The sequence below is a fragment of the Streptomyces gilvosporeus genome (assembly GCF_002082195.1).
In the GTDB taxonomy this organism is placed as follows: domain Bacteria; phylum Actinomycetota; class Actinomycetes; order Streptomycetales; family Streptomycetaceae; genus Streptomyces; species Streptomyces gilvosporeus.
Genome location: NZ_CP020569.1, coordinates 7,419,477 through 7,439,749 on the forward strand (window position 1 = coordinate 7,419,477; position 20,273 = coordinate 7,439,749).

The following is a 20,273-nucleotide window of genomic DNA, read 5'->3' on the forward strand; positions in this document are numbered from 1 at the left end:
CCGTCACAATGGAGTGGGGTCTCCGCAGGCGCGGAGGTGAGCCGTGTGTTGCCCCTGGAGCGATGCGAGACATGCCCCCTGTGCTCGTGCAAGCGGGCGGATGTCTTCCCGGCAGGGGTGAGAGAGAGGAACCGGACCACCACTGTCGGGAAGGCGCTCATTGAGCGTATGGAAAGTGTGTAGCACCTGGAGACGGTTCGCCGGATCAGACCGAAAGTGATCGGTCATGACGTTTCCAGCCCAACTTCCGAGATGCTGATGGTCCGCTCCCCGTACAGGCAGCTCCACGACCTGCGCTCAACTCCGCCCTGGTGGAGGCGCATCCGAAGCAGAGTCAAGTCACGGAGGGCTGGCTGCTTGTCCCAGCCCTTGGGTGACGGATGACCCTCGCCTCCGCCGCGCAGCCAGGTGCCGGGAACGGGCGCGACATGGCCCATGATCTGCGTCAGCCCATGCCTGGAGGGACCGTGCTGACCGCTTGGAAGCAGCGGAAGCGTCCCGGCCTCGTCCAACGTCAAGGTCCCGTCCGGCTGTTCGTACAGGCACAGCACACGGCCGCTATCCGCGCCGAGACGGGTCGTCAGCAGCTCCTCGGTGACCCCGGCCTCCCGACGGCTGAGCTTGTGGAGGTCACCGGCCACATCAGCGGGGGCGCAGATGCTCACCATGTCAGCCAGGTGCGCTTCGGCTGCCTCCACAGCATGCCTTTCTGCATCCATGCGTCGCAATTCGCGCCCGGCAGCCTCTTGAAGCTGGTCGACGAAGTCTTCCGCGTACACGGCATCCACAAGGCGCTGTACATCTCCGGGGACATCGATCCCCTCGGCCCCCCGCTCGGCAAGAAGGCCCGCGGTGCGCTTGAGCAGTCCGGGGTCGTACACCTGCCCCCAACTGGGCGGTGCTGTGGTGTCACCTGCGGCATCGACCGGCTCCAGCACGACAAGGCGTGGCGCGTCTTCCGGGAGAGCCCAGGCCGGGCGCCCGGTCATGCCACGTTCATGCCGAAGGCCGCGCCCGGCTCGCTGGAGAAGTTGGGCCAGTGGTGCGAGGTCGCTCACGATCAGATCGAAGTCGAAGTCGAGGGACTGCTCCACGACTTGGGTGGCGACCAGGATGGACCCTGGCCGTGGCTGGGCGATGTCATCGTTGCTGGTGGGTTTGCCGTAGGCCGCCTCGCACTCGCGGGTGATCCGCTGTCGGACGAAGGCGGGATATCGGGAGTGCAACAGCCGCAACCCGCCCTCGCGACGCGCCAGCTCGGGGAAGGCCACGCGCAGATCGCGGAAGGTCCGTTGCGCCTCGGCGACCGTGGTGCAGCACACCAATGCCGTCCCGCCCTCTTCAGCGACGGGTTGAAGCGCCTCACGCAGAGCCGCCCTTCTGCCCCCGGAACGCGCGGCCGTACGCGGGTCCTCGGCCACGTCCCACGTCACCCGCCGTACCACCACATCCAGGGTGCGCTTACGCCTGCTTTCAGTGGCCCGTGGCGCGGAGACCTCCCCTGACTCGGCACCGACGAAGATCCAGCCCGGGTAACACGGGTCCACAGCAACCGGATCGGTGAACCCGGCACCACGCCGATATGCCTCTACCAACGAGGCTGCCGTGCGGCCCGTCAGCGTCGCCGACAGCAGCACCACCGGGGCCCTGAACGCACCGAGCCACTCCAGCAGACGAGTCAGAAGCTGGTGCATCCACGGCCCATAGGCGTGAGCCTCGTCCACCACGAAGACCTTCTCGGACAGGCCGAACAGCCGCAGAGCATTGTGCGTCAGCGGAAGGACCGCGCTGAGGGCCTGGTCGATCGTTCCCGCGCCAAGCGGGGCCAGCAGCCCCCGCTTGGCGCCCCGCAGCCAGTCACCGGCCTCCATCGCCGTGGCCCGGTCCGCGCTCACTTCACTACCACGCGACGATTCCTCGGCCGTCTGCTCGCCGCCGGTGTAGACCGGGCTGAGCCATGCCATGGAATGCAGAAGCGTCAGTGCACGATCACCGCCCAGCGCATTGGCCGCGAACCCACGTACCCGCGGGAACATCGCATCTGCCGTGGCCATGGTCGGCAACGCGAAGTACAGACCGCGCGCCCCGGCTGCCCGCCCCATGACGGACGCGGCGTACAACGCGGCCTCCGTCTTACCGTCCCCGGTCGGCGCAGTGACAAGCAGCAGCCCGCCGCCCTGCGCTTCGACCAGCTGCGGCAGGTGGGTGATGAGATCACTCTGGAGATCGTTGGGCGCGAACGGGAACATCTCGCCGAACCTCTCGGCCTCAAACACCGCCCGGCCCAGCCGGGCCTCGGCCACCCATCCCCGAGCCGCCTTCCGCGCTCGATCCCAGTGCGCGTCCAATTCGGCCGAGGTTCCCAACCAAGACGGCGGGGGCTGAATCGACATGATCGCGTCCGTCTGGCTGGCGAGCCAGTCCGCAACGACGACCATCCCCGCAATGACCATGGCCAGCTCCGCCGGCAACCCCCGCTCCGGCACAGCCGCGGCGCCGGTGACGCGCCGCAGCTCGGCAAAGTGGACCCGCCGCTGCGCCTCCCAGCCCATTTCACCCAGCCCGGGTTGATAGGCGCTCGCGGCAGCTAACTTCTTGGTCTCGAGGACCGCGCCGAAACACCCATGGTGCCCGCCCAGCAGCTGAGCGACCTGGTGGCTCACGGCTAACCGCATCAACCGCTTATTTCCCGGATACCCGACCTCGTCGAGCAGCGAGGCCAGCGCCCAGTGTGTCGCCACCTCATGACGGAACTCCCCCTTGGCCTCAGCCCCCGGAGCCCTGCCGTACACGGGGTCATCACGCACCGCCGCGAAAGCATGCGGCACCTGAGCCTGAAACGGAGGCGTGATCTTTCCCAGATCGTGAAGACCTGCCCAAAACGACACCACGGCCCGCGCCTCGTCCGCCGTCAGCCCCAGCGCTTTAGATATGCGCTCCCTCGTGTGGTGGCCGAGCAGGTCATCCCACAGGACGTTGAACGCTGCGGCAGTGTCCAGCAGATGACAAACCACCGGATAGGGATGAGGAAGACCTCGTTCCTTCCCCCAGAAGCGGGCATCCAGCGAATCGGTCTGTTGTGAGGCGCGGTCATCATTCATCATGGCTGCATGCGTAGCAGCCACCACTGACAGAGCAGTTCTACCTGCGCAAACGATAGATCGACTAACGGCACTTACCCGCAAGGGTCGTAGACTCCGCGGTGCTGCTGCACGATCGGGTGACATCTGAACTGGCTGGCCCTGTGGGGCGGGTGGAAAGGATGTCGCTGTGCCTAAGCCTTATCCGGAAGAGTTCCGCCAGGACGTCGTGCGGGTCGCCAGGAACCGCGGCTCGGGTGTGACGGTGGAGCAGGTGGCCACCGACTTCGGGGTCCACCCGATGACCTTGTGGAAATGGATGCGCCGGGCGGATATCGACGACGGGACCAAGCCCGGGGTGACCAGCCAGGAGAGCGTGGAACTGCGGGAAGCACGTCGGCGGATCAAGCTGCTGGAGCAGGAGAACGAGGTCCTGCGCCGGGCCGCGGCCTATCTGTCGCAGGCGCATCTGCCGGGAAAAGGATCTACCCGCTCGTGAAAGAGCTGGCCGGGGACGGGGTGCCCGTCACGGTGACGTGCCGGGTGCTCAAGCTCGCCAGACAGCCCTACTACCGCTGGCTGGGCAAGCCGGTTGCCGACGCCGTGCTGGAGGAGGCATATCGCGCGAACGCGCTGTTCGACGCCCACCGCGACGACCCGGAGTTCGGCTACCGGTTCCTGGTCGATGAAGCGCGTGGTGCCGGGGCCGGCATGGCCGAGCGCACCGCGTGGCGGATCTGCCGGGACAACCGCTGGTGGAGTGTCTTCGGGAAGAAGCGTGGCCGGGGCAAGAAGGCCGGTCCGCCGGTGCACGACGATCTCGTGAGCCGCAACTTCACCGCGACCGGCCCGAACCGGCTGTGGCTCGCCGACATCACCGAACACGCCACCGGCCAGGGCAAGCTGTACCTCTGCGCGATCAAGGATGTCTTCAGCAACAGGATCGTGGGCTACTCCATCGATGCGCGGATGAAGTCCCGCCTCGCCGTAGCCGCCCTGGACAACGCCGTGGCCCGGCGTGAACACGTCGACGGGTGCATCCTGCACAGCGATCGCGGATCACAGTTCCGGTCCCGGAAGTTCGTCCGAGCCCTCGACCACCACCGGATGGCCGGATCGATAGGGAGAGTCGGGGCGGCTGGCGACAACGCGGCCATGGAGTCCTTCTTCAGCCTGCTGCAGAAGAACGTCCTCGACCGCCGGACCTGGGCCACCCGTGAAGAACTGCGGATCGCAATCGTGTCCTGGATCGAGAGGACCTACCACCGGCGCCGCAAGCAAGCCGCACTCGGCCGGCTGACACCCGTCGAATTCGAGACCGTCATGACCACACCGGCCCTCCAGGCCGCGTGACCGAACCTGTCACCCGAACCTGCAGCAGACCCCCACGCGATGTCCTGCAAGTCGAAGCCGACGGACCCTCGCCCCATCACATTCGGGTCTGCCGGCAGGCCAAGCACGCGAGCTTTCCGCCCATCCTGCAACGAGCCACCGATCAGGCCACGGACGCCGTAGCCGGGGCGCCCGCTTCCCGCCTTTTCAGCCGCGAGGGCAGTGGGCCGGGTATGCCGCCGCGGCGCGCTGCCGGGGCGCCGATGGACAGCATGACCGAGCTGGCGGCTACGCTGGCCGATCGCCACCGGGCCGCGTAGCTGCGGTAGGAAGCGCGGCTGTCCGGCGGCTCTTGGCGCGAGGCCCGCGCCGCGATCCCCGCCCCGAGGTTTACGTCACGGTCCTGCTGTTCACGTTGTAGACGTCGGCCTCGGCTGGCTAGATGTATTGATCACGTCACCCCGCGAGAATTCGCGACCTAGGATGACCAGCTGCCGATAGGGTCATGTCCATTGTCGATAACGGGGGTTGGCCGATGCCGGGCAAGCAGCGTCGAATCAGCGGGGTGGTGGCAACGGCTGCCTTCGGGATCCTGGCCCTAGCCGCCGGCTGTGGCAGCACGCCCGCCGTTGGGAAGCACGGTGCCAAGCCGACAGATTCCAGGGCGACAGCTCCCGGATCTCCTTCCTCCTCGGCTTCCCCTGCAGATCTCAAGCCCCTCAAGAGCCAGCAGCTGCGTCACTATCTGCTGACCGCTGACGACTTGGGACCGGGATACACGCAGACCGCGACCCCCGACGACGAGAAGGCAGCCGACCCACACCGGTACGACGACATTGGTGTGAGTGGTTGCCCTGCTCTGAAGGAGCTGGGTAAACACAGTGACGAAGTGCAGTTCGCGGCGAAGACCTCCGCCGGCTTCACGTTCGGCGCGAATTCGACGCTTGGCGAGGAACTGCACAGTGATGCACCATCCAAACTGTCCGCAGGGCTGCGCAGGCTCGTGCAGGCTCAGACGTCCTGCCCCACCTACACCATGACCTCTGGCAGCACCCCTCTCACCGTGACCGTGCGCAAGGACGACGCTCCTGACCGTGGGTCAGATGCCTATGCCTACACGACCACGCTCACCGGCCCAGGAGGGTCGCAAGTACTCAAGACGGCCGCCGTCCGCCGCAGCAACGTACTGGTGATGCTCGTGGGCGCGCCCTCCCTTGTGGATCGGCATATCGAAGCGGCCATCGCCAAACTTCCGGCCAGTTGAGTCAGGGTTTCCCGTCCGCGGCGTTCCCGAGCCGGTGTGCGAGACAATCGCAAGGAGGCACACGGGAGTTGGACGCGACGGGCGCGTTCACGCAAGGCTGCGACAACAGGGCCTCGGAAGCTCAGGCTGACTCGCATCGCCGAGCTACCAGGAGGTCCTGCTTTCATGCACCGCCCCGCCGCGATCACCCGAACGGGAACTCTGGTGGACCGGTAACTCCATTGACCGGCATGCGAGTCCCTCTGTGACGAAGCACAGAATCATGCGGAGGCCGCCCACACGTCCGGAGAGCAGTCGAAGGGCAAGCCAAGTTTCGAGGGCGTGTTCGCCCAGAAGTGTAAACGTCAAGCTTTGCTGCGCATACGGTCGGCCATCGCCTCCCAGAACTGATCCAGTTCGCGGACGCGCATGCCGACCCAGTGCGGTGTCTTCCTGCGGAATACCCTGGGGAAGCGGCGGCGTACGGGGCCGGGCAATAGGGCCTGCTGTTGGCGGCAGAACGGTTCGCGGATCTCAGCCCGGAGTAGGTGCGTGCCATGAGGGGGGTAAGGGCACAACTTAAACTTGGAGGTAGGCAGGCAGGTGGTGCCCGGTGTGGGGGGAGCCGAGGTTCCGTCCGTCAGTTCGGGATGCAGCGCAGTCCGGTCCGTGGTGATGCAGGGTGGGAGCGGCATGATTGGCTGGGCTGAGCGGTTCAATCGGGCATCAACCTCGTCCGGCTGCCGCCCGTCGCGTTCGATGAGGGTCAGCATGACCATCACGTCGGCAATGAGGTGCTGGGCGCGCCCGTCGAGGGTGCTCCATCCGACCGAGGGTGGGATCCACAAATTGTGCTTGCGGTACTGTCGCGGGCCACTGGTGCGCGAGCCGATGTTGTCGACGACGCCCTGCTCATCGATCCAGATGAAGCCTTCGGGCCGTCCGGTCTCCAGAGCTAGAGCCACCAGGTCGCCTGCTTCGGCGATGAATGGGTGCAGGGGTAGTTGGGGTGCGGCGCCGTCTCCTGCGGCCTGGGAGGCTGAGGCGTGGGCGGTGCCGGCCATGGACAGCCAGCGCTCGACGGTCTGCACGGCGGTCGTACCGCGGTAGCCCTCGGACGGCTCGAGTGCGTCGTGGCGACCATCCCGCTGCGATGCGGCTGCGTCGCAGCGCTGCTCGTCATGGGCGATGCTGTCCGGGAGCTCCCACAGACACAGTGCGTGGAGCAAGCTGAGCTGCGAGTACCAGCACCGGGTCTGCTGGAGCATCGTCTCCGCATGCCAGATCAGGTCTGCGCGGCCGCCCTCGTAGGTATGGGGGTGGCGTTTTCGGCGGTTGGCCGCGAACTTGAACCCCTTGGCCAAGGCGTTTTCAAGCGAGATCGGCAGGTCGGGCGTACCGGCGGACTGCTCCGGGTCGAGGTGGCGAAGCCACTGCATGAGGCGTTGCCGGGCTTCGCTGCGGTGGCCGTCGCCGACGGAGCCAAGAAGCATGGGAATCATCCAGGCGCGCATGACGAACTCCCGCCAGAGGCTGACCCGTTCGTCCACTTTCTTCCGCCGTGCGTACTCCTCCACTGGGTCCTCGTTGATGTCGATCCACCTGCGGATCACGGCGAACGCTGAGTCTCCGCCGTTGCCGAACTCCTGGGCGGCGGCAAGACGGATGGAGTAGGAGGGCTCCCCTTTGCCTAGCTTGAAGAGCCGCTCATACAGCGGAGTGGTATCAGTCTTCCCGGCGGCTGCGCGCAAAGCGGCGCCGAGTTGCTTCACCAGTCTGAGTTTCGCCGCGTCGAGCGTCCGCTTGTCCCCCTTAATGCTGGGCCAGCGAACTTGCAACTTGTCGGTAATAGTGTACAGCAGCCTCGGACTGTCCTCCGTGCCCTCGATTTCGAGGGCAGCCGCGTAGAGGTCGAAAGCCTTCGGGTCCGTGTGCTGGCCTGCGGCGACGTAGAGCCGCTGCGCCAGGGTCTTGCCGCTCAGTGGAGACTGCTCATGGGGGTACTTCTGCGCCTCAGATGTGATGCTGCCGCCCGAGGCCGTAGACTCAGCAGTCTGCTGGCGGGAGAGCAGCACTAGGGCGATGAGTAGCTCGCGGCTCGGGCCGGGCGGGTACAGCGCCTGCTCGATGAGCTCGCCAGCTTTGATGAGCTCACCGGCGCCATGATCCCCCAGTTGGTTGAGCATGCGGAAGCCCAGATATGCCTGGATGATGCTGTGCGGGAAGCGGACCTTCTTCTGGAATCCTTCCACCAACTGGAGCACGTCTGCATTGTGTGCCAATCGGGCGAGTGCGGTGTGGCACTGGTCGATACTCCCCCTGCATAGACGCTGGCCCTCCTCGTCGCTGAGCCTGTCGCAGAGCGTGCTCCAGATCAGTTCGCGGTGCCACGCGGAGAAGGTACTCCCACGCTTGCAGTACTTGTCGGACCCACGATTTTCGGTCCAGAGGCGCTCGCGCTTGGTCCGCGGTAGACCAGGGTGGACGCCCTTGCCCAGAAGGTCCCCGAAGGAGACCTCCAGCGTGTCCTGGAGCAGTCCGACGCACGCCAGTGCCGAGACGACCTCGAGCGTGTCACGGCGGTCCTGCGAGGCCAAGGGGATGTCGTCCCGTAGCCGGCCCTCCACCAGGGCTTCATACCAGGTATCCAGCAGCAACAACCGTAGCGTGGAGCAGTCTTTGCTGCGGGTGTTCAACCGTTGCGGGTTCTGCCGGGGGCGGTCGGGCTCCAAGATGCCCTGGTCCTGCAGTTCCCGGGCGATCTGTAGGTAGATCAGGGACTCGGCCACCTCCGCTGTCTCTACGATCCAGTCGAGGCGGCGCTCATCCGCCTCGGGGGCATTCGCTTCGACGAATTTGAGCGCGGACTCCTCGCTGAGCGGTTCCAGGTCGATGATCGCAGCGCGAGTCCCCTCCAGGGAAGTGTGGGGTCGGGAGGCGATGACCAAGGGCAGCTTCTCTTGGTAGGCGCGCTCGATGGCCCGACGGATGATGTTGTCCCGGTCGTCCTGGAGCTTCTCGTCCAGGAGAGCCTCCTCCAGTCCGTCGGCGATGACAACCGGCTTGTCGTCCGCAAGAAGCTGCTGCCAGACCCGCTCGTTCTTACTGCGCGCCAAGATGCCCTGAGGTGCCTCCTCAGAGAAGCGTTGCTTGGCCATCTGCTCGAAGTTCAGGTCCGACTCGCCGGCGGCGTCCCGCAGCCGTATGGGCACGGGGACGGCGTGCTGCCGGGCCAGCATTTCGGTGAGTCGTACCAGTACGGCGGTCTTTCCCACGCCCACGCCGCCGACCAGCAGATAGGGCCTGCGGGTGCTGCGATTACGGAGCCGCTGGGCGATGACCTGGGCAACTTCTTCGCGCCCGACGATCTCGGCGTTGTTCGGTCCGGCGGTGAGGACTAGTTCGTTGGGTTTCTTCCGCGCCTTCGCGAGGTAGCGTCGTTTCGTCCATCTGTACCACCAGAAAAGGAAGAGCGCGGTGGCGATTCCGGCGGCGAGTACTGGACCGACGAAGAGGATAAGGGTTTTAAACCCCGCGTTGTGCTGCCGCCACTCCTCGAAGGAAGTCGTATCTCCCGTGACCGCAATCCAGAGGCCCTCCCCGCACCATCCGAGGACCAGGATTGCGGCGAGCATGCAGCACACCCGCGTCGCATTGGTATAGGAGCTCCACCTGCGCCACTTCTTGGGCCGCGTGGCGCCACGGCGAGCCTCCAGTCGGATGATCCATTTATGCCAACGGGAAAGGACGGCCCACTTGCCTCGGTCCCACGCCCGCCTTAGTAGCAAACTTGCCATCGGGGCGTCACGCGGCCGCTGCTTGCCGGGCGGGTGCCGGACGATCCTCGTCATCGGCCTTCTCCCTCCGAGGACTGCGCCGGGCACGGGGGAGCGGTGAGAGTCCGGGCGTAGATGCGACGCTCTGTTGCGCAGGAAGGAGGGCCCGGCGGACGGCGCACTCCCAGTACGTGAGAAGATTCTCAGCGGCGTCCTTCTGGCAAATGCCCAGGGCTTGGCAGCGCCCATGGTTTTCGGCTAACGCCGCTCAGCCCATGTACTTCCATCGAACCACGCTCCGGGCTCCCCGCAACGCGACCCGGCAGTGCGCGGCGGAGAGATTGAGAAACGCTCCGTGTCCCACGAGCTGCGCTGCGTATAGCCCGGAACGACGCTGACATTTTGCTGACCTCGCAGCGTGAATTCCGCCCCATCTTAGGGTGATTTTATGACGCCAGTGAGATCACCGATTCGCCAATAGAGTGGAACTCTGGCCGAGTTGATGCTCTTCATGCGGAGCGTGAAGAGCATTGTGGATTTCGCTAATTCCTAATTAGGGAATCAGGGGGACATGGACTACACCTGCGTGCTCCTGGAGCGAGTGACTCTACGATGCCCCTGGTGAGGCGGCAAACATGCAGGTCAGAGGCGCTAATTGCGTCGCTCCCGGCATGTGCGTGTTCGGCAGGGTGGAACCAGGTCTGGCAGGGCTGATGCTGACTTTCCTGATGGTAGATCAGGAAGTAGTGATGGTGACGCAAGGGTCAGTCTCGGCGCCAGGCGGCGCTGAGGTCCTGGTCTAGGGCTGCAGGTGTACGGGGTCCATTGGGAGGCGTCGACTGTCGGGGAGCGTCATTCCCGACGCACGCTATTTCGCGAGCGAGAACAGGGGGCGAGCTCTTGCCGGGCTTCCGCTGCCGCGGGCGGTGGGAAGGTGCCGCAGCGCCATCAGCAAGACATAGGCATTGTCGGCGCGTGGTTGCACGAGTCACGGGGCCTGGTGACGAACGTCGAGGGGTCGGTGGTTGCCAGGCGTCGTGGCCTCGTCGGGGCGGGGAAGCCCCGCTCGACGCTCAGGGGGCGGGTCTCTTCGAGGGTCCGGGTGATGGTGGAACGCTCCAGGCCGCTGGTGCGGTGGCCGGCAGCAGGTCCGTCGCTCCGCCGAGCGCTTTGTCCGTGGGCTACTGCGTTGTGCCGATCAGGTGGCTGAGCGTGTGAGTTGGCGAGTCTCGCCAGGCACAACGCTCAGCCGGTGCGACGTGATCGGAGGCCAGGTCATCGGGTGGTCCGGCGCCGCAGAGCCGGCCCCGGACCGCCGATCTCGGCAGTCTGCGAAGACTCCTACCCCGCGGGCATGATGACGCCATCCTCGTCCCGGAAATAGCTTCCGCTTGAAAGGCCTTCTACGGTGCCCTGCTTGAGCCACTGTCGGGACATGTGGTGTAGGAATTTGGACTGGCGTTCCCAGACCATGAGGTGCCCGGTACAGGCGACGCGGAACATCAGCTTCTTCGTGCCGGGGATGGCCTCGTAGAGCGCGGGGACCGAGAAGTGAAGCAAGGGGCCGGAGGCCACCGGCGTGTTCGCCTGGGTGTCGAGCTCTCCGTACACGATGCACACGGGCACGTCCCCTCCGAGTGTGCCGTGCAGCGGCACCGTGGCGGAGTTCCAGCCCCACCAATAGGAGTTCCGGATCCGATTCACGCCCTGCGCCACCCCGTCTTCCATGGGTCCCCAGCCACTGCCGACGGCGTCGTTGTCCATCGTGGCGTCCCACACCACGTCGACCATGCCGGGCTCACGCTGGTTCGCGCAGTGCAGTTCCCTGTCCCATGAGCTGGCGAAGGCGTCTTTGGTGCCGAGGTTCATCGGGAAGCCGAACAGGGCCGCCGGGGTGGAGACCGGCAGCGCGACCGGTGCTCCGAAATCGGTTCCGGACTTGCTCGCCCTGCCCTGCGGCGGGAAGATCGGCGCGAGCAGGAGCAGGCTCTCCACGTTCTGGGGGTGCTGCACCGCGTACGGTCCCATCACGAACGCGGCCGCGGACCAGCCGATGAGCCGGACCTTCGACACACCGCTCTGGTGCTGGATGAATTTGATGACGGTGTCCAGCTCGTCCCAGTCGCTCTGCGAGTTGTTCAGCTGAGACGTGTAGTCCGGGGAGCACGGGGCCGACAGCGGGTTGGGGACCAGGATGTCCTGCTGCTGGGCGGGGTTGGCATTGCACGGGTTTTTCATCTTCGGGCGCGTCGACCGGCCGGATCCCTGGAGATCCATGATGAACACGTCGTAGCCCGCGTCTGCCAGATCCTTGGACCAGCTGTACTTGTCGTGCCGGCCGTGTTCGAGATCGAACCCCGGGAGGGCCGGGATACTCCTGCCGTGCAGCATGAGGACGGCCTCGGACGAATGGCTCGGCTTGGTGCCGTCGTACTCCCGTACGAAGAGTTCGACGCTCTCGTTCAAGTTCGCGGGATTGGTCGAGGTATGCGGGACCGCGTGGTCCTTGGTGATGATGCCCGTTGCCATGACTTGCGTTCCTCTCGGTCGGCTCAGCCCGAGACGGATGCCCGGGTCAGGCCAGAATCCGAGGGGCAGCCGCCCGATGCCATGCGCGCGGCCGCTGCAGCCTCCCGTGTGACCCCAATGGGTAGGCCCGTCGCGCCGATCGGCCGAGTGACGTTCGCCCCGCCACGGGAGGGGCGTCACGCCTATTCGGTCGGGTAGCCGGATCATGTCCACGAATGTGACTGATTCCCAATGATGGTTGTCAACCATCTGGACGCTGTATCCGCTCCGCAGTGGAGCGTGAACATCAGGGCTTCAGACTGTGCATGGGCGCTCGGTCCAATATCTCGATATACATGATCCGGCCGTACACGACATCGAGGACCAACGTGCCCTTCGAAGGCGAGAGCGGCACGCACCGGTGTCCCTCGCCGTACGGCTTGCCCTGCTGGTGCACCGCTGTGTGGATGCTCTGACAGAAGCCGTCGTCACAGTTGCACATGGCGACCAGATGGACATCCCGCACGCAGATTGCCAACTCATGCTCTCCCTCATCTTCCAAGAGAGTGGTCAGTTCGGCGATGAGGTCGGGGAAGGCGTCACGAACGAGGGGATAGTCCTGCTCCATGCAGGGAGGGTAGCCGGAGCGGCGCACCGAGCTTCGATACGAGCCAGATGGGGGTCAGTGAGTACGTCGGCAGGTGATCGTCATGCTGGTACTGCCTCCGGTTCGGGTGGCTGGACGCTGTAGTGGCGTTTGGTCGCGGATGAGTGCCCACAACACGTCGAGGCGACGGCGGGCGAGGGCAAGGACTGCCTGCTTGTGGCTCTTGCCCTCGGTCCTCTTGTGGTTGTAGAAGGCTCTGGATGTCGGACAGAAGCGGGCGGCGAGTAGACGCGCAGGAGTCGACAGTGGTAGCGGTGCGGTCGGCGCATGTTGCCGGTGATCCGGCCGGAGTCGCGTGGAACCGGTGCGAGGCCGGCGACTCCGGCCAGGCGGCCGGCGCTGCCGAAGGCATCCATGTCGCTGCCGGTGCAGGCGATGAACTCCGCATCGAGGGTCAGGCCCGTGCCCGGCATGCTGAGGATGACCTCTGCGTCGCGATGCTCACGGAAACGGGCCGCGATCTGTGCGTCGACGCCGGCGATCTCCTCGTCCAGGGCCAGCACTGACTTGGCCAGGGTGTGCACCACGGCCCGCGGCCATGGTCTCGCCGACGGCGACGGTGTGCTGGGCCTGTGCCGCGGCGATCGCCGTGTCGGCCATGGCCTGGGCCCCACGGACTCTGCGGTTCTGCTTTCCCGGCATCCAGTGCATGGGCCCGCAGGACGGTCAGGCAGGCGTGTGCTGCCATGGCCAGGGTGATGTGGCGGTGCCAGCCCGGGTAGCGGCGGGCTTGGTAGTCGTCTATGCCCCACTCCTGCTTCAGCTCGTCGCGCACCTCCTGAAGCTGCTGGCTCAACTTCTCTCCCTGCAACTCCAGTTCGGCCCTGCGGGCCGTGATCAGCTCACGAAGGCCCAGTTCCGCATCCCTGGCCACCTGGCGCACCTCACGCCCGGATCGTACGGACAGGTACCTCGCTCACGCCGGGTAAGCCGTGGATCCGTGATCGCCGAAACGACAGACGATCTTGAGCTCCGACAACCGCCCACGACCAGCTCCAGAGCGCGATCAACGACTCACACCAGCCCTGTGGCCAGCAACCTCAAGATGGTGGATTCGAAGTTGGAGAAGGCTCACTGGGGGCGGACGGCTCGGGGCGCGGCACCCACTTCGATGTCAGTGCGCCCCGACGACCAGGAATGGGCCCACTGGGCGTGCCGCCAGGCGCAGTTGCTCTCCGTCACTCGGTTACCCGGGGCTCGTACTCCCCCAACCTCGTCAACTTGACCCGGCCCTGAAGGGCTGGGCGCGGAGATAACGCCCAACTGGCTGCTGGGGTGGCTCCTCCGTCCAGACACCCCGGTGTATGGGGGTGGCAGGGACGCGTGACTCACGCCCCGCAAGGGGCCAGGTCAGCGACAGGTTCGGGCAGGTCGACCGGAACGTCTCCGAGGTGGATGCGAACCGCTCTCCCTGCCTCGTAGATGTGGTCGACGGTCAGCCGAGAGATCGCTACTGGCCGTGCAGCACTGAGCGTTGTCAACGAGGCCACCGATCGGGTGACGCCGGAGAGGCCGAGTTGAGGGCCGCAACGCACAAGGCTCCCGTGCCGTTGGGGGAGGTGTTCGAAGGAGAATGGCCTGCTGGCGTGACAGCCACTCACCTGGTTGCCGTGCCGGGTGCTGGGGCAGCATCGCCTCATGGCCGACTACGTCCCCTCCCCTGAGGAGGTGGCCGCCGCGCAGACCCCCACCGGCGGCTGGTCCAAGAAGCAGCTTGCGGAATGGGGTGTCCCCTGGCCTCCGCCGACGGGTTGGCGCAAGCACCTGGAGGCGAAGTGGAAGGGCGAGGACGTCGGTCCGCCCGCACCCGGCCCGACGCAGTCGCCGGCGACAAGACACCCCGTGCTGCTACTCGGTCAAGCGGCCGACGTGAGTGGGGAACACGTCGGCCGGTCGAAGGCGATGGTCTCGTCGAACTTCTGGTGACTGCCAGGCAGTGATGGAGCTGACCGAGCATGCGGTTGAACAGATGACGGAGGGCTGCACGGTAGCGATCGCCCCTGCCGCGGCGGTGGTTGTAGTGAGCGTGGGCCCCGGGAGAGGCAGTCAGCGCGGCGAACGACCGGTGTCGGCCGGTCGCGGCCAGGCGGGTTGTTCTTGATCCGGTGGTGCGTGACATGACGACTCTTGCCGGACTCCCGGGTTACTGGTGCGGTTCCGGGGGGCTTTCAGGTCGTCGGCCCGGCCAAGACGGGAGCGGTCGTCGCCGATCTCGGCGAGTATCCGCTCGCCGGGGAGCGTGGCCAGTCCGGGGAAGCTCGTGATGATCTCCCCATCGCGATGCTGAAGGAACAGCTCCTCGGTGTCGTGCGCAAGGTCGTCGCACGCGTGGCAGGCCGCTTCGAGTTGGGCGAGAAGGGCTAGCGTCTGGCGTCCCATCGCCTGCTCGACCAGAGCAGGCTGGCGGAGCCAGGTCTGGCGGAACACCTTCAGGACTCGGTCCGTCTCAGCCTCGATGCGGCGCTGGCGCCCGGCCTGAGTGACCGCGGTCCTCAGCCGGGCGCGGGTCAGCCGTGCGACTTCGGCTGGAGTGGGTGCGATCGCCAGGATCGTCCGAGCCTCCCGGGCCAGCAACTGTTCGCGCTTGGCGGCGAAGGCCGCGAGGATCGCAGGGTAGTACGGGACTGCACAGTCAGAATCGTATGGTCGGCGGTTCGGAGTCGACACATTGGGTCGCTGTGACCGATGCCCGGGAAGGCGACTGCGGCCTAGGTTCGGGTCGTCCTCGTCGGTCGCCCAGGGCCCGACGGTCACCCAGCAAAAACGAAAGGCCGCCCCATGCGCCAGCTCACCTACTACATCGGCTGCAGCCTTGACGGCTTCATCGCCGGACCGGACGGGGAGACCGATTCATCCGGATTCGACGGCGATCTCAAGGACGCGATCCTCAGCGAGTACCCCGAGACGATCCCCACCCACGCCCGCGAGGCCCTGGGTCTCGCCGACGTGCCCAACAAGGTCTTCGACACCATCCTCATGGGCCGCGCCACCTACGAGCCCGCCTTGCGGATCGGGGTCACCAGCCCCTATGCGTACCTGCGGCAGTACGTCTTCTCGTCCACCCTGTCCCCGACCGACCCCGAGGTGAAGGTGGTGTCGGGGGACCCGGTGGAGTTCGTCCGCGGCCTCAAGCGGCAACCGGGCGCGGGTATCTGGCTGTGCGGCGGGGCCGGCCTCGCCGGGCAGTTGCTCGGGGAGATCGACCAACTGGTGGTGAAGCGCTACCCGATGGTGTTCGGCAGCGGCATCCCACTGTTCCGCGCCCCGTTCGCCCCCACCGACTGGCAGCTCTGCGAATCCCGGGTCTTCCTCACCGGCACCACCTTGACCAGTTACGTCCGACGGCAGGAGCACTGATGCGGTTTCGACCCACGACCGGGGCGGAGGTCGACCGCGTCGCCGCGGTGACAGTCCCCGAGCCCGTCGGCTGGATCGGCGCCGACCGCTACCGGGACGAGTTCGGGAAGGGGATGTACCGGCCGGAGTGGACCTGGCTCGCCGAGGACGACAACGGACGGCTGATGGCCCGTGCCCTGTGGTGGGGCCGGGCGGACAGCGTCCACCCGGTCGCCTTGGACTGTCTGCACGTCGACCTGGCGGCGGGTGACCGGGCCCAGGTGGCGACCGGGCTGCTCACCGCCGGGCTGCGGGCGTTCGCCGACGCGGGCGCGCCGAAGCCGCCGCTGTACAACCTGACGCTGCCCCTCGGCTGGAGCCACGACCCGGCGGCGGCGGACGCGGTGGCCTGGCGCCGAACCGCCGCGCGGGCCGCCGGCCTCAGCCACGAGGTGGAGCGGCTGCGGCTGGAGTGGGCGGCCGGCGATGTGCTGCCGAAGCCCGGGAACCGGCTCACCTTCGCCCCGGCCTCCGACGAGGAGTTCCTCGCGGTGTTGCGGCGCATCGCGGTCGGCAGCCTGGACGACGAGACCCGCCGGAACGCCGCCGCGCTGGGCGTCGAGGCGGCCGCCCGAGAGGAGTTGGAGTTCTACCTCGGCTGCCCGGGCGAGCGGGAGTGGTGGCGGCTGGCGTACGGCCCCGACGGGCGGCTCGCCGGCCTGGCGATCCCGTCCGCGACGCCGTACGCCCGGAACGTCGGATTCCTCGGCGTGCTGCCCGAGTTCCGCGGCCACGGCTATGTGGACGACCTGCTGGCCGAGGTCACCCGGAGCCATGCGCAGGCGGGCGCCAAACTGATCACCGCCACCACCGACACCGGGAACGCCCCGATGGCGGCCGCATTCGCCCGGGCCGGCTACCGGACCACGGAGATCCGGATGATCTGGTCGGCGCCGGTGGCCGAGCGGCAGCCGTAGCCGTAGCTGCAGACGCAGCGCCGCCGCCCCCGGCTCCGTCCCGCCCGGTCCGTTCAGTCCGCGTACAGTGATGATCAACGAGGCCCGTGGGCGGCCGGGTTGGCGGAGGATCCGGGGGTGCACGGATGCAGGGACGCGACGAGGAGCTGCGGCGGATCGAGCGGCTGCTCGCCGACGCCCGGTGCGGTGAGAGCGGCGCCTTGCTGCTGCACGGCGAGGCCGGCATCGGCAAGACCGCGCTCCTCGAGCACGCCGCCGCCCGTGCGGACGGCCTGCGGGTGCTGCGAGTCGAGGGCATCGAGTCCGAGATGGAGCTGGGCTTCAGCGGGCTGCACCAGCTCTTCCTGCCGGTCCTGCACATGCTCGACCGGCTGCCCGACCCACAGGCCCAGGCGCTGCGCTCCGTCTTCGGCCTCGTCGACGCGCCGGTGCAGGACCGGCTGACCGTCGCCCTCGCCGCGCTGTCCGTCCTCGCCGAGGCCGCCACCGACACGCCCCTGCTCTGCCTGGTCGACGACCTGCAGTGGCTCGACCAGCCGTCCGCCGACGTGCTGACGTTCGCCGCCCGCAGGCTGCAAGCCGAGGGCGTCGTGATGCTCTTCGCCGCCCGCGGCGACTCGCCCGGAAGCACGGCGCGGGCGCTACCCCGGCTCCACGTCACCGGCCTCGACCGGACGGCGGCCGCGGCGCTGCTGCCCGGGCTCGCGCCCCACGTCGCCGAGCGGATCATCGACCAGGCGCAAGGCAATCCGCTGGCGCTGCGAGAGCTGTCCGCAGCACTCACCCCGGCACAGCGCTCCGGTCAACTGGGGCCGCTGGCCATGCCGGATGGCCCCCCGGCACTGCCGAGCCGGCTGCAGGAGGCGCTCACCGAGCGGATCCACCAGGTGCCCCACGCCACCCGTCGGATCCTTGCGGTGGCCGCCGCGGACGACACCGGCGACCTGGACACGGTCCTGGCGGCGGCCGCCCGGCTCGGGGGAGCGGTCGAGGACCTGGCGCCTGCCGAGCGGGCCGGACTGCTGGCCGTCACCGGCGCGGGGCTTCGCTTCCGGCATCCTCTGGTCCGGTTCGCCGCTTACCGGCACGCGCCGCTCGCGGAACGGATCGCGGCGCACCGGGCGCTGGCGCACACGCTGGACGGCGCCGGGCACGCGCACCGCCGGGCCTGGCACCTGGCCGCGGCAGCGACCGGGCCGGACGAGCGGGTGGCTGCGGAACTGGAGCGGGTCGCCGAGTGGGCCGGCAGCCGGCAGGCGATGGCGTCGGCCTCCGCTGCCTACGAGCGGGCCGCACAGCTCACCTCGGACCCGGCGCTGCGGTCGAGGCGCCTGATCGGCGCGGCGCAGCGAGCCAGTGAGGCCGGACAGGACGAGCGCTGCGACGCCCTCGCCGACCAGTGCCGCAGCCGCTGCAGGACCCGGGTATGTCGGCGGACTTCGCCCGCGTGCGGGCCGTGGTCGAGCTCGGCTTCGGCAGCCCGGCGCGAGCCGCCCGGATCCTCGCCGAGAGCGCGGACGCGACCGCAGCGCAGCGCCCCGACAAGCTCCCCGTCCTGCTGACAGACGCGCTGCACGCTGCGTTCGCCGCGGGGGACGCGACGCTGATCGCCCAGATCGCGGCCCGCTCGTCCGGCCTGCCGATCCTCGCGGTGTCGGCGCACCTCTTCGCCGACGCCGCGGCCGGTCCAAGCGAGGACGGCCAGGCGACCACGACGGGCGCGCCCACTGTCCCCGACATCCGTGCAGTACGCGACGCGCAGCAGCCGCTCCGCGAGTTGGTGGCGGCCGGCCGCCACGCCCAAGTCGGCCTGATGGACCAGCTGATGATCGGGCACTACTGCCACCTGCTCGCCGACCACGCGACTGCCCACCAGGTCGCCTCCGCCGCCGTAGCGCACTGCCGCGACCGCGGTGTCGGCGGCTGGCTGCCCACCACGCTGCACCTGCTCGCCCAGGTGGATCTCGCGCTCGGTCGGCGCGACGACGCCCTGGCGCATGCCGCCGAGGCGCTCCGGCTCGCCGACTACTACGACCTCCACCACCGGGTCGCCCACCTGCGCGCCCTGCTCGCCGTGCTGGCCGCCGCCCGCGGTGAGGAGGACCGCACCCGTCAACTCGTCGACCGAGCCCTGGAGTACACCCGCCCACGGGGCGTCGGCCGGGGCACCGCAGACGCGCTCTGGGCACTGGGCCTGCTCGACCTCGGCTCCGGGCAGGCCCAGCGGGCACTGGTCCGGCTCGAGGCGGCACGGGACGCGGCCGGTCACCCGCTGATGGCCCGCCACCTGCTGTGCGACCTGGTCGAGGCCGCCGTGCGTGCCGGCCACCCGGAGCGGGCGGAGGCCCCCGCGAAGGCTGTCGCGGTCTGCGCGGACGCCCTCGGGCAAGCCGCGGTCAGCGCGCAGTCCCGCCGCTGCAGGGCCCTGACCGTACCGACTCCCCGAGCCGAGGAGCACTACCTCGCCGCCCTCGACCTGCATCCGGCCGGCGACAGCTTCGAGCGAGCCCGCACCGAACTGCTCTACGGCGAATGGCTGCGCCGGCAGCGCCGCAAACTCGACGCGCGCGACCGGCTGCGCGCCGCGCTCGAGCGCTTCGACCGGGTGGGCGCGCAGCCATGGGTGCGGCGTGCCCGGACCGAGCTACGTGCGGCGGGCGAGCACCACGACCCGGCGCTCGCCGCGGACTCGCCGCTCGCACGGCTGAGTCCGCAGGAGCGCGAGGTCGTGCGACTCGCCGCGACCGGCGCGACTAACCGGGAGATCGCCACCCAGCTGCTACTGAGCTGACGCACGGTGGGGCACCACCTCTACCGGGCCTTCCCCAAGCTCGGTATCGGCTCCCGCACCCAACTCGCCGACTTGCTTGGCGGGTAGTCGGTGCGGGCACCAGCGGCTCAGTGGAGCAGGCCGATCCGGGATCAAGCCGCCCGTCGCGTTATCCGCCTCGGCGAGGCTGCCCGCGATGCCCCGGCGGTCGAAGCCGGTGAGTCGTCAACAGCACGCACAAAGTGGGCGGCGGCCATGGGGACGGCTCGCGCGCTGGCGCGGCTCGGGGTCCCGAGGAGGATGAGGTGCACGATCTGGCGGCTTTGCAGGCGGGTCCTGGCCCGGCCCCGGACGGAGCGAGCAGCTTGGGGCTTCAGGCGCGGCGAAGCCGACCGACTTGGGAACCCATCCCACCCGGATACCGACCAATGCTCAGAACATGTGGATCGGCTCTGTGAGGTCCTGGTCCTGTTTCTCGGTTCTTGCTCACCCAGCCGGGAGATCACCCGACCGGGGCATCGGCCTCGAACTCACACCCATCAAGATTGGTCAGCGCCAACCAGGTTCGTTGATCCCCGGAGCTG

The 20,273-nt window shown here is 67.9% G+C and carries 12 protein-coding genes and 2 pseudogenes; 7 read left to right on the plus strand and 7 right to left on the minus strand.

Annotated features, from left to right (window positions below; translation table 11 throughout):
* Window positions 1-224: 224 nt before the first annotated feature.
* A complete protein-coding gene (locus B1H19_RS32875; protein ID WP_083108535.1) occupies window positions 225-3,104 on the minus strand; it encodes a CRISPR-associated helicase/endonuclease Cas3 in 2,880 nt (959 codons plus the stop codon).
* A 166-nt stretch (window positions 3,105-3,270) separates the two neighbouring features.
* Here B1H19_RS32875 and B1H19_RS32880 point away from each other — a divergent pair.
* Both B1H19_RS32880 and B1H19_RS38970 read left to right on the plus strand, forming a co-directional pair.
* Window positions 3,271-4,433, plus strand: a protein-coding gene (locus B1H19_RS32880; protein ID WP_107425828.1) for an IS3 family transposase whose coding sequence is annotated in 2 segments (ribosomal slippage) — window positions 3,271-3,555 and window positions 3,558-4,433 — 1,161 coding nt in all. Because the reading frame shifts where the segments join, the coding sequence is not laid out codon by codon here.
* Window positions 4,434-4,917: 484 nt separating this feature from the next.
* Entirely contained in the window at window positions 4,918-5,676 is a 759-nt protein-coding gene (locus B1H19_RS38970; RefSeq protein ID WP_159028190.1) for a hypothetical protein, read from the plus strand.
* A gap of 344 nt (window positions 5,677-6,020) precedes the next feature.
* On the opposite strand, the gene B1H19_RS32890 is transcribed toward B1H19_RS38970, so the two are convergent.
* The 5 genes and pseudogenes from B1H19_RS32890 to B1H19_RS38270 form a co-directional block, all read right to left on the minus strand.
* Window positions 6,021-9,290 carry an ATP-binding protein gene (locus B1H19_RS32890; protein WP_335755949.1) on the minus strand — a complete coding sequence of 1,090 codons (3,270 nt, stop codon included), beginning with the start codon at window positions 9,288-9,290 and terminating at the stop codon, window positions 6,021-6,023.
* A 1,482-nt stretch (window positions 9,291-10,772) separates the two neighbouring features.
* Window positions 10,773-11,960 (minus strand): alpha/beta fold hydrolase, encoded by a 1,188-nt coding sequence (locus B1H19_RS32895; protein ID WP_083108538.1) that lies wholly within the window; start codon window positions 11,958-11,960, stop codon window positions 10,773-10,775.
* Between the two features lie 286 nt (window positions 11,961-12,246).
* Window positions 12,247-12,567 (minus strand): hypothetical protein, encoded by a 321-nt coding sequence (locus B1H19_RS32900; RefSeq protein WP_203237277.1) that lies wholly within the window; start codon window positions 12,565-12,567, stop codon window positions 12,247-12,249.
* Between the two features lie 54 nt (window positions 12,568-12,621).
* Window positions 12,622-13,236, minus strand: a pseudogene (locus tag B1H19_RS40110) (transposase); the annotation flags it as partial.
* Window positions 13,220-13,369 (minus strand): annotated as a pseudogene (locus B1H19_RS38270) (IS701 family transposase); the annotation flags it as partial. The pseudogenes B1H19_RS40110 and B1H19_RS38270, both read right to left, overlap by 17 nt.
* Before the next feature lie 875 nt (window positions 13,370-14,244).
* On the opposite strand from B1H19_RS38270, the gene B1H19_RS32910 reads away from it, so the two are divergent.
* Window positions 14,245-14,532, plus strand: coding sequence for a hypothetical protein (locus B1H19_RS32910; protein ID WP_159028191.1), 288 nt, complete (start codon window positions 14,245-14,247; stop codon window positions 14,530-14,532).
* A 120-nt stretch (window positions 14,533-14,652) separates the two neighbouring features.
* On the opposite strand, the gene B1H19_RS38275 is transcribed toward B1H19_RS32910, so the two are convergent.
* Entirely contained in the window at window positions 14,653-15,273 is a 621-nt protein-coding gene (locus B1H19_RS38275; RefSeq protein WP_159028192.1) for a hypothetical protein, read from the minus strand.
* A 111-nt stretch (window positions 15,274-15,384) separates the two neighbouring features.
* Between B1H19_RS38275 and B1H19_RS32920 the strand changes: the two genes are divergently transcribed.
* From B1H19_RS32920 to B1H19_RS40920, 4 genes are all read left to right on the plus strand, one after another.
* Window positions 15,385-15,963: a dihydrofolate reductase family protein gene (locus tag B1H19_RS32920; RefSeq protein ID WP_083108541.1), complete on the plus strand. Its 579-nt coding sequence runs from the start codon at window positions 15,385-15,387 to the stop codon at window positions 15,961-15,963.
* Window positions 15,963-16,919, plus strand: coding sequence for a GNAT family N-acetyltransferase (locus tag B1H19_RS32925; protein WP_083108542.1), 957 nt, complete (start codon window positions 15,963-15,965; stop codon window positions 16,917-16,919). The genes B1H19_RS32920 and B1H19_RS32925 overlap by 1 nt, the downstream gene beginning before the upstream one ends.
* A 125-nt stretch (window positions 16,920-17,044) precedes the next feature.
* A complete protein-coding gene (locus B1H19_RS32930) occupies window positions 17,045-18,481 on the plus strand; it encodes an ATP-binding protein (RefSeq protein WP_083108543.1) in 1,437 nt (478 codons plus the stop codon).
* Between the two features lie 713 nt (window positions 18,482-19,194).
* Entirely contained in the window at window positions 19,195-19,710 is a 516-nt protein-coding gene (locus B1H19_RS40920; protein WP_418361530.1) for a LuxR C-terminal-related transcriptional regulator, read from the plus strand.
* Window positions 19,711-20,273: the final 563 nt, after the last annotated feature.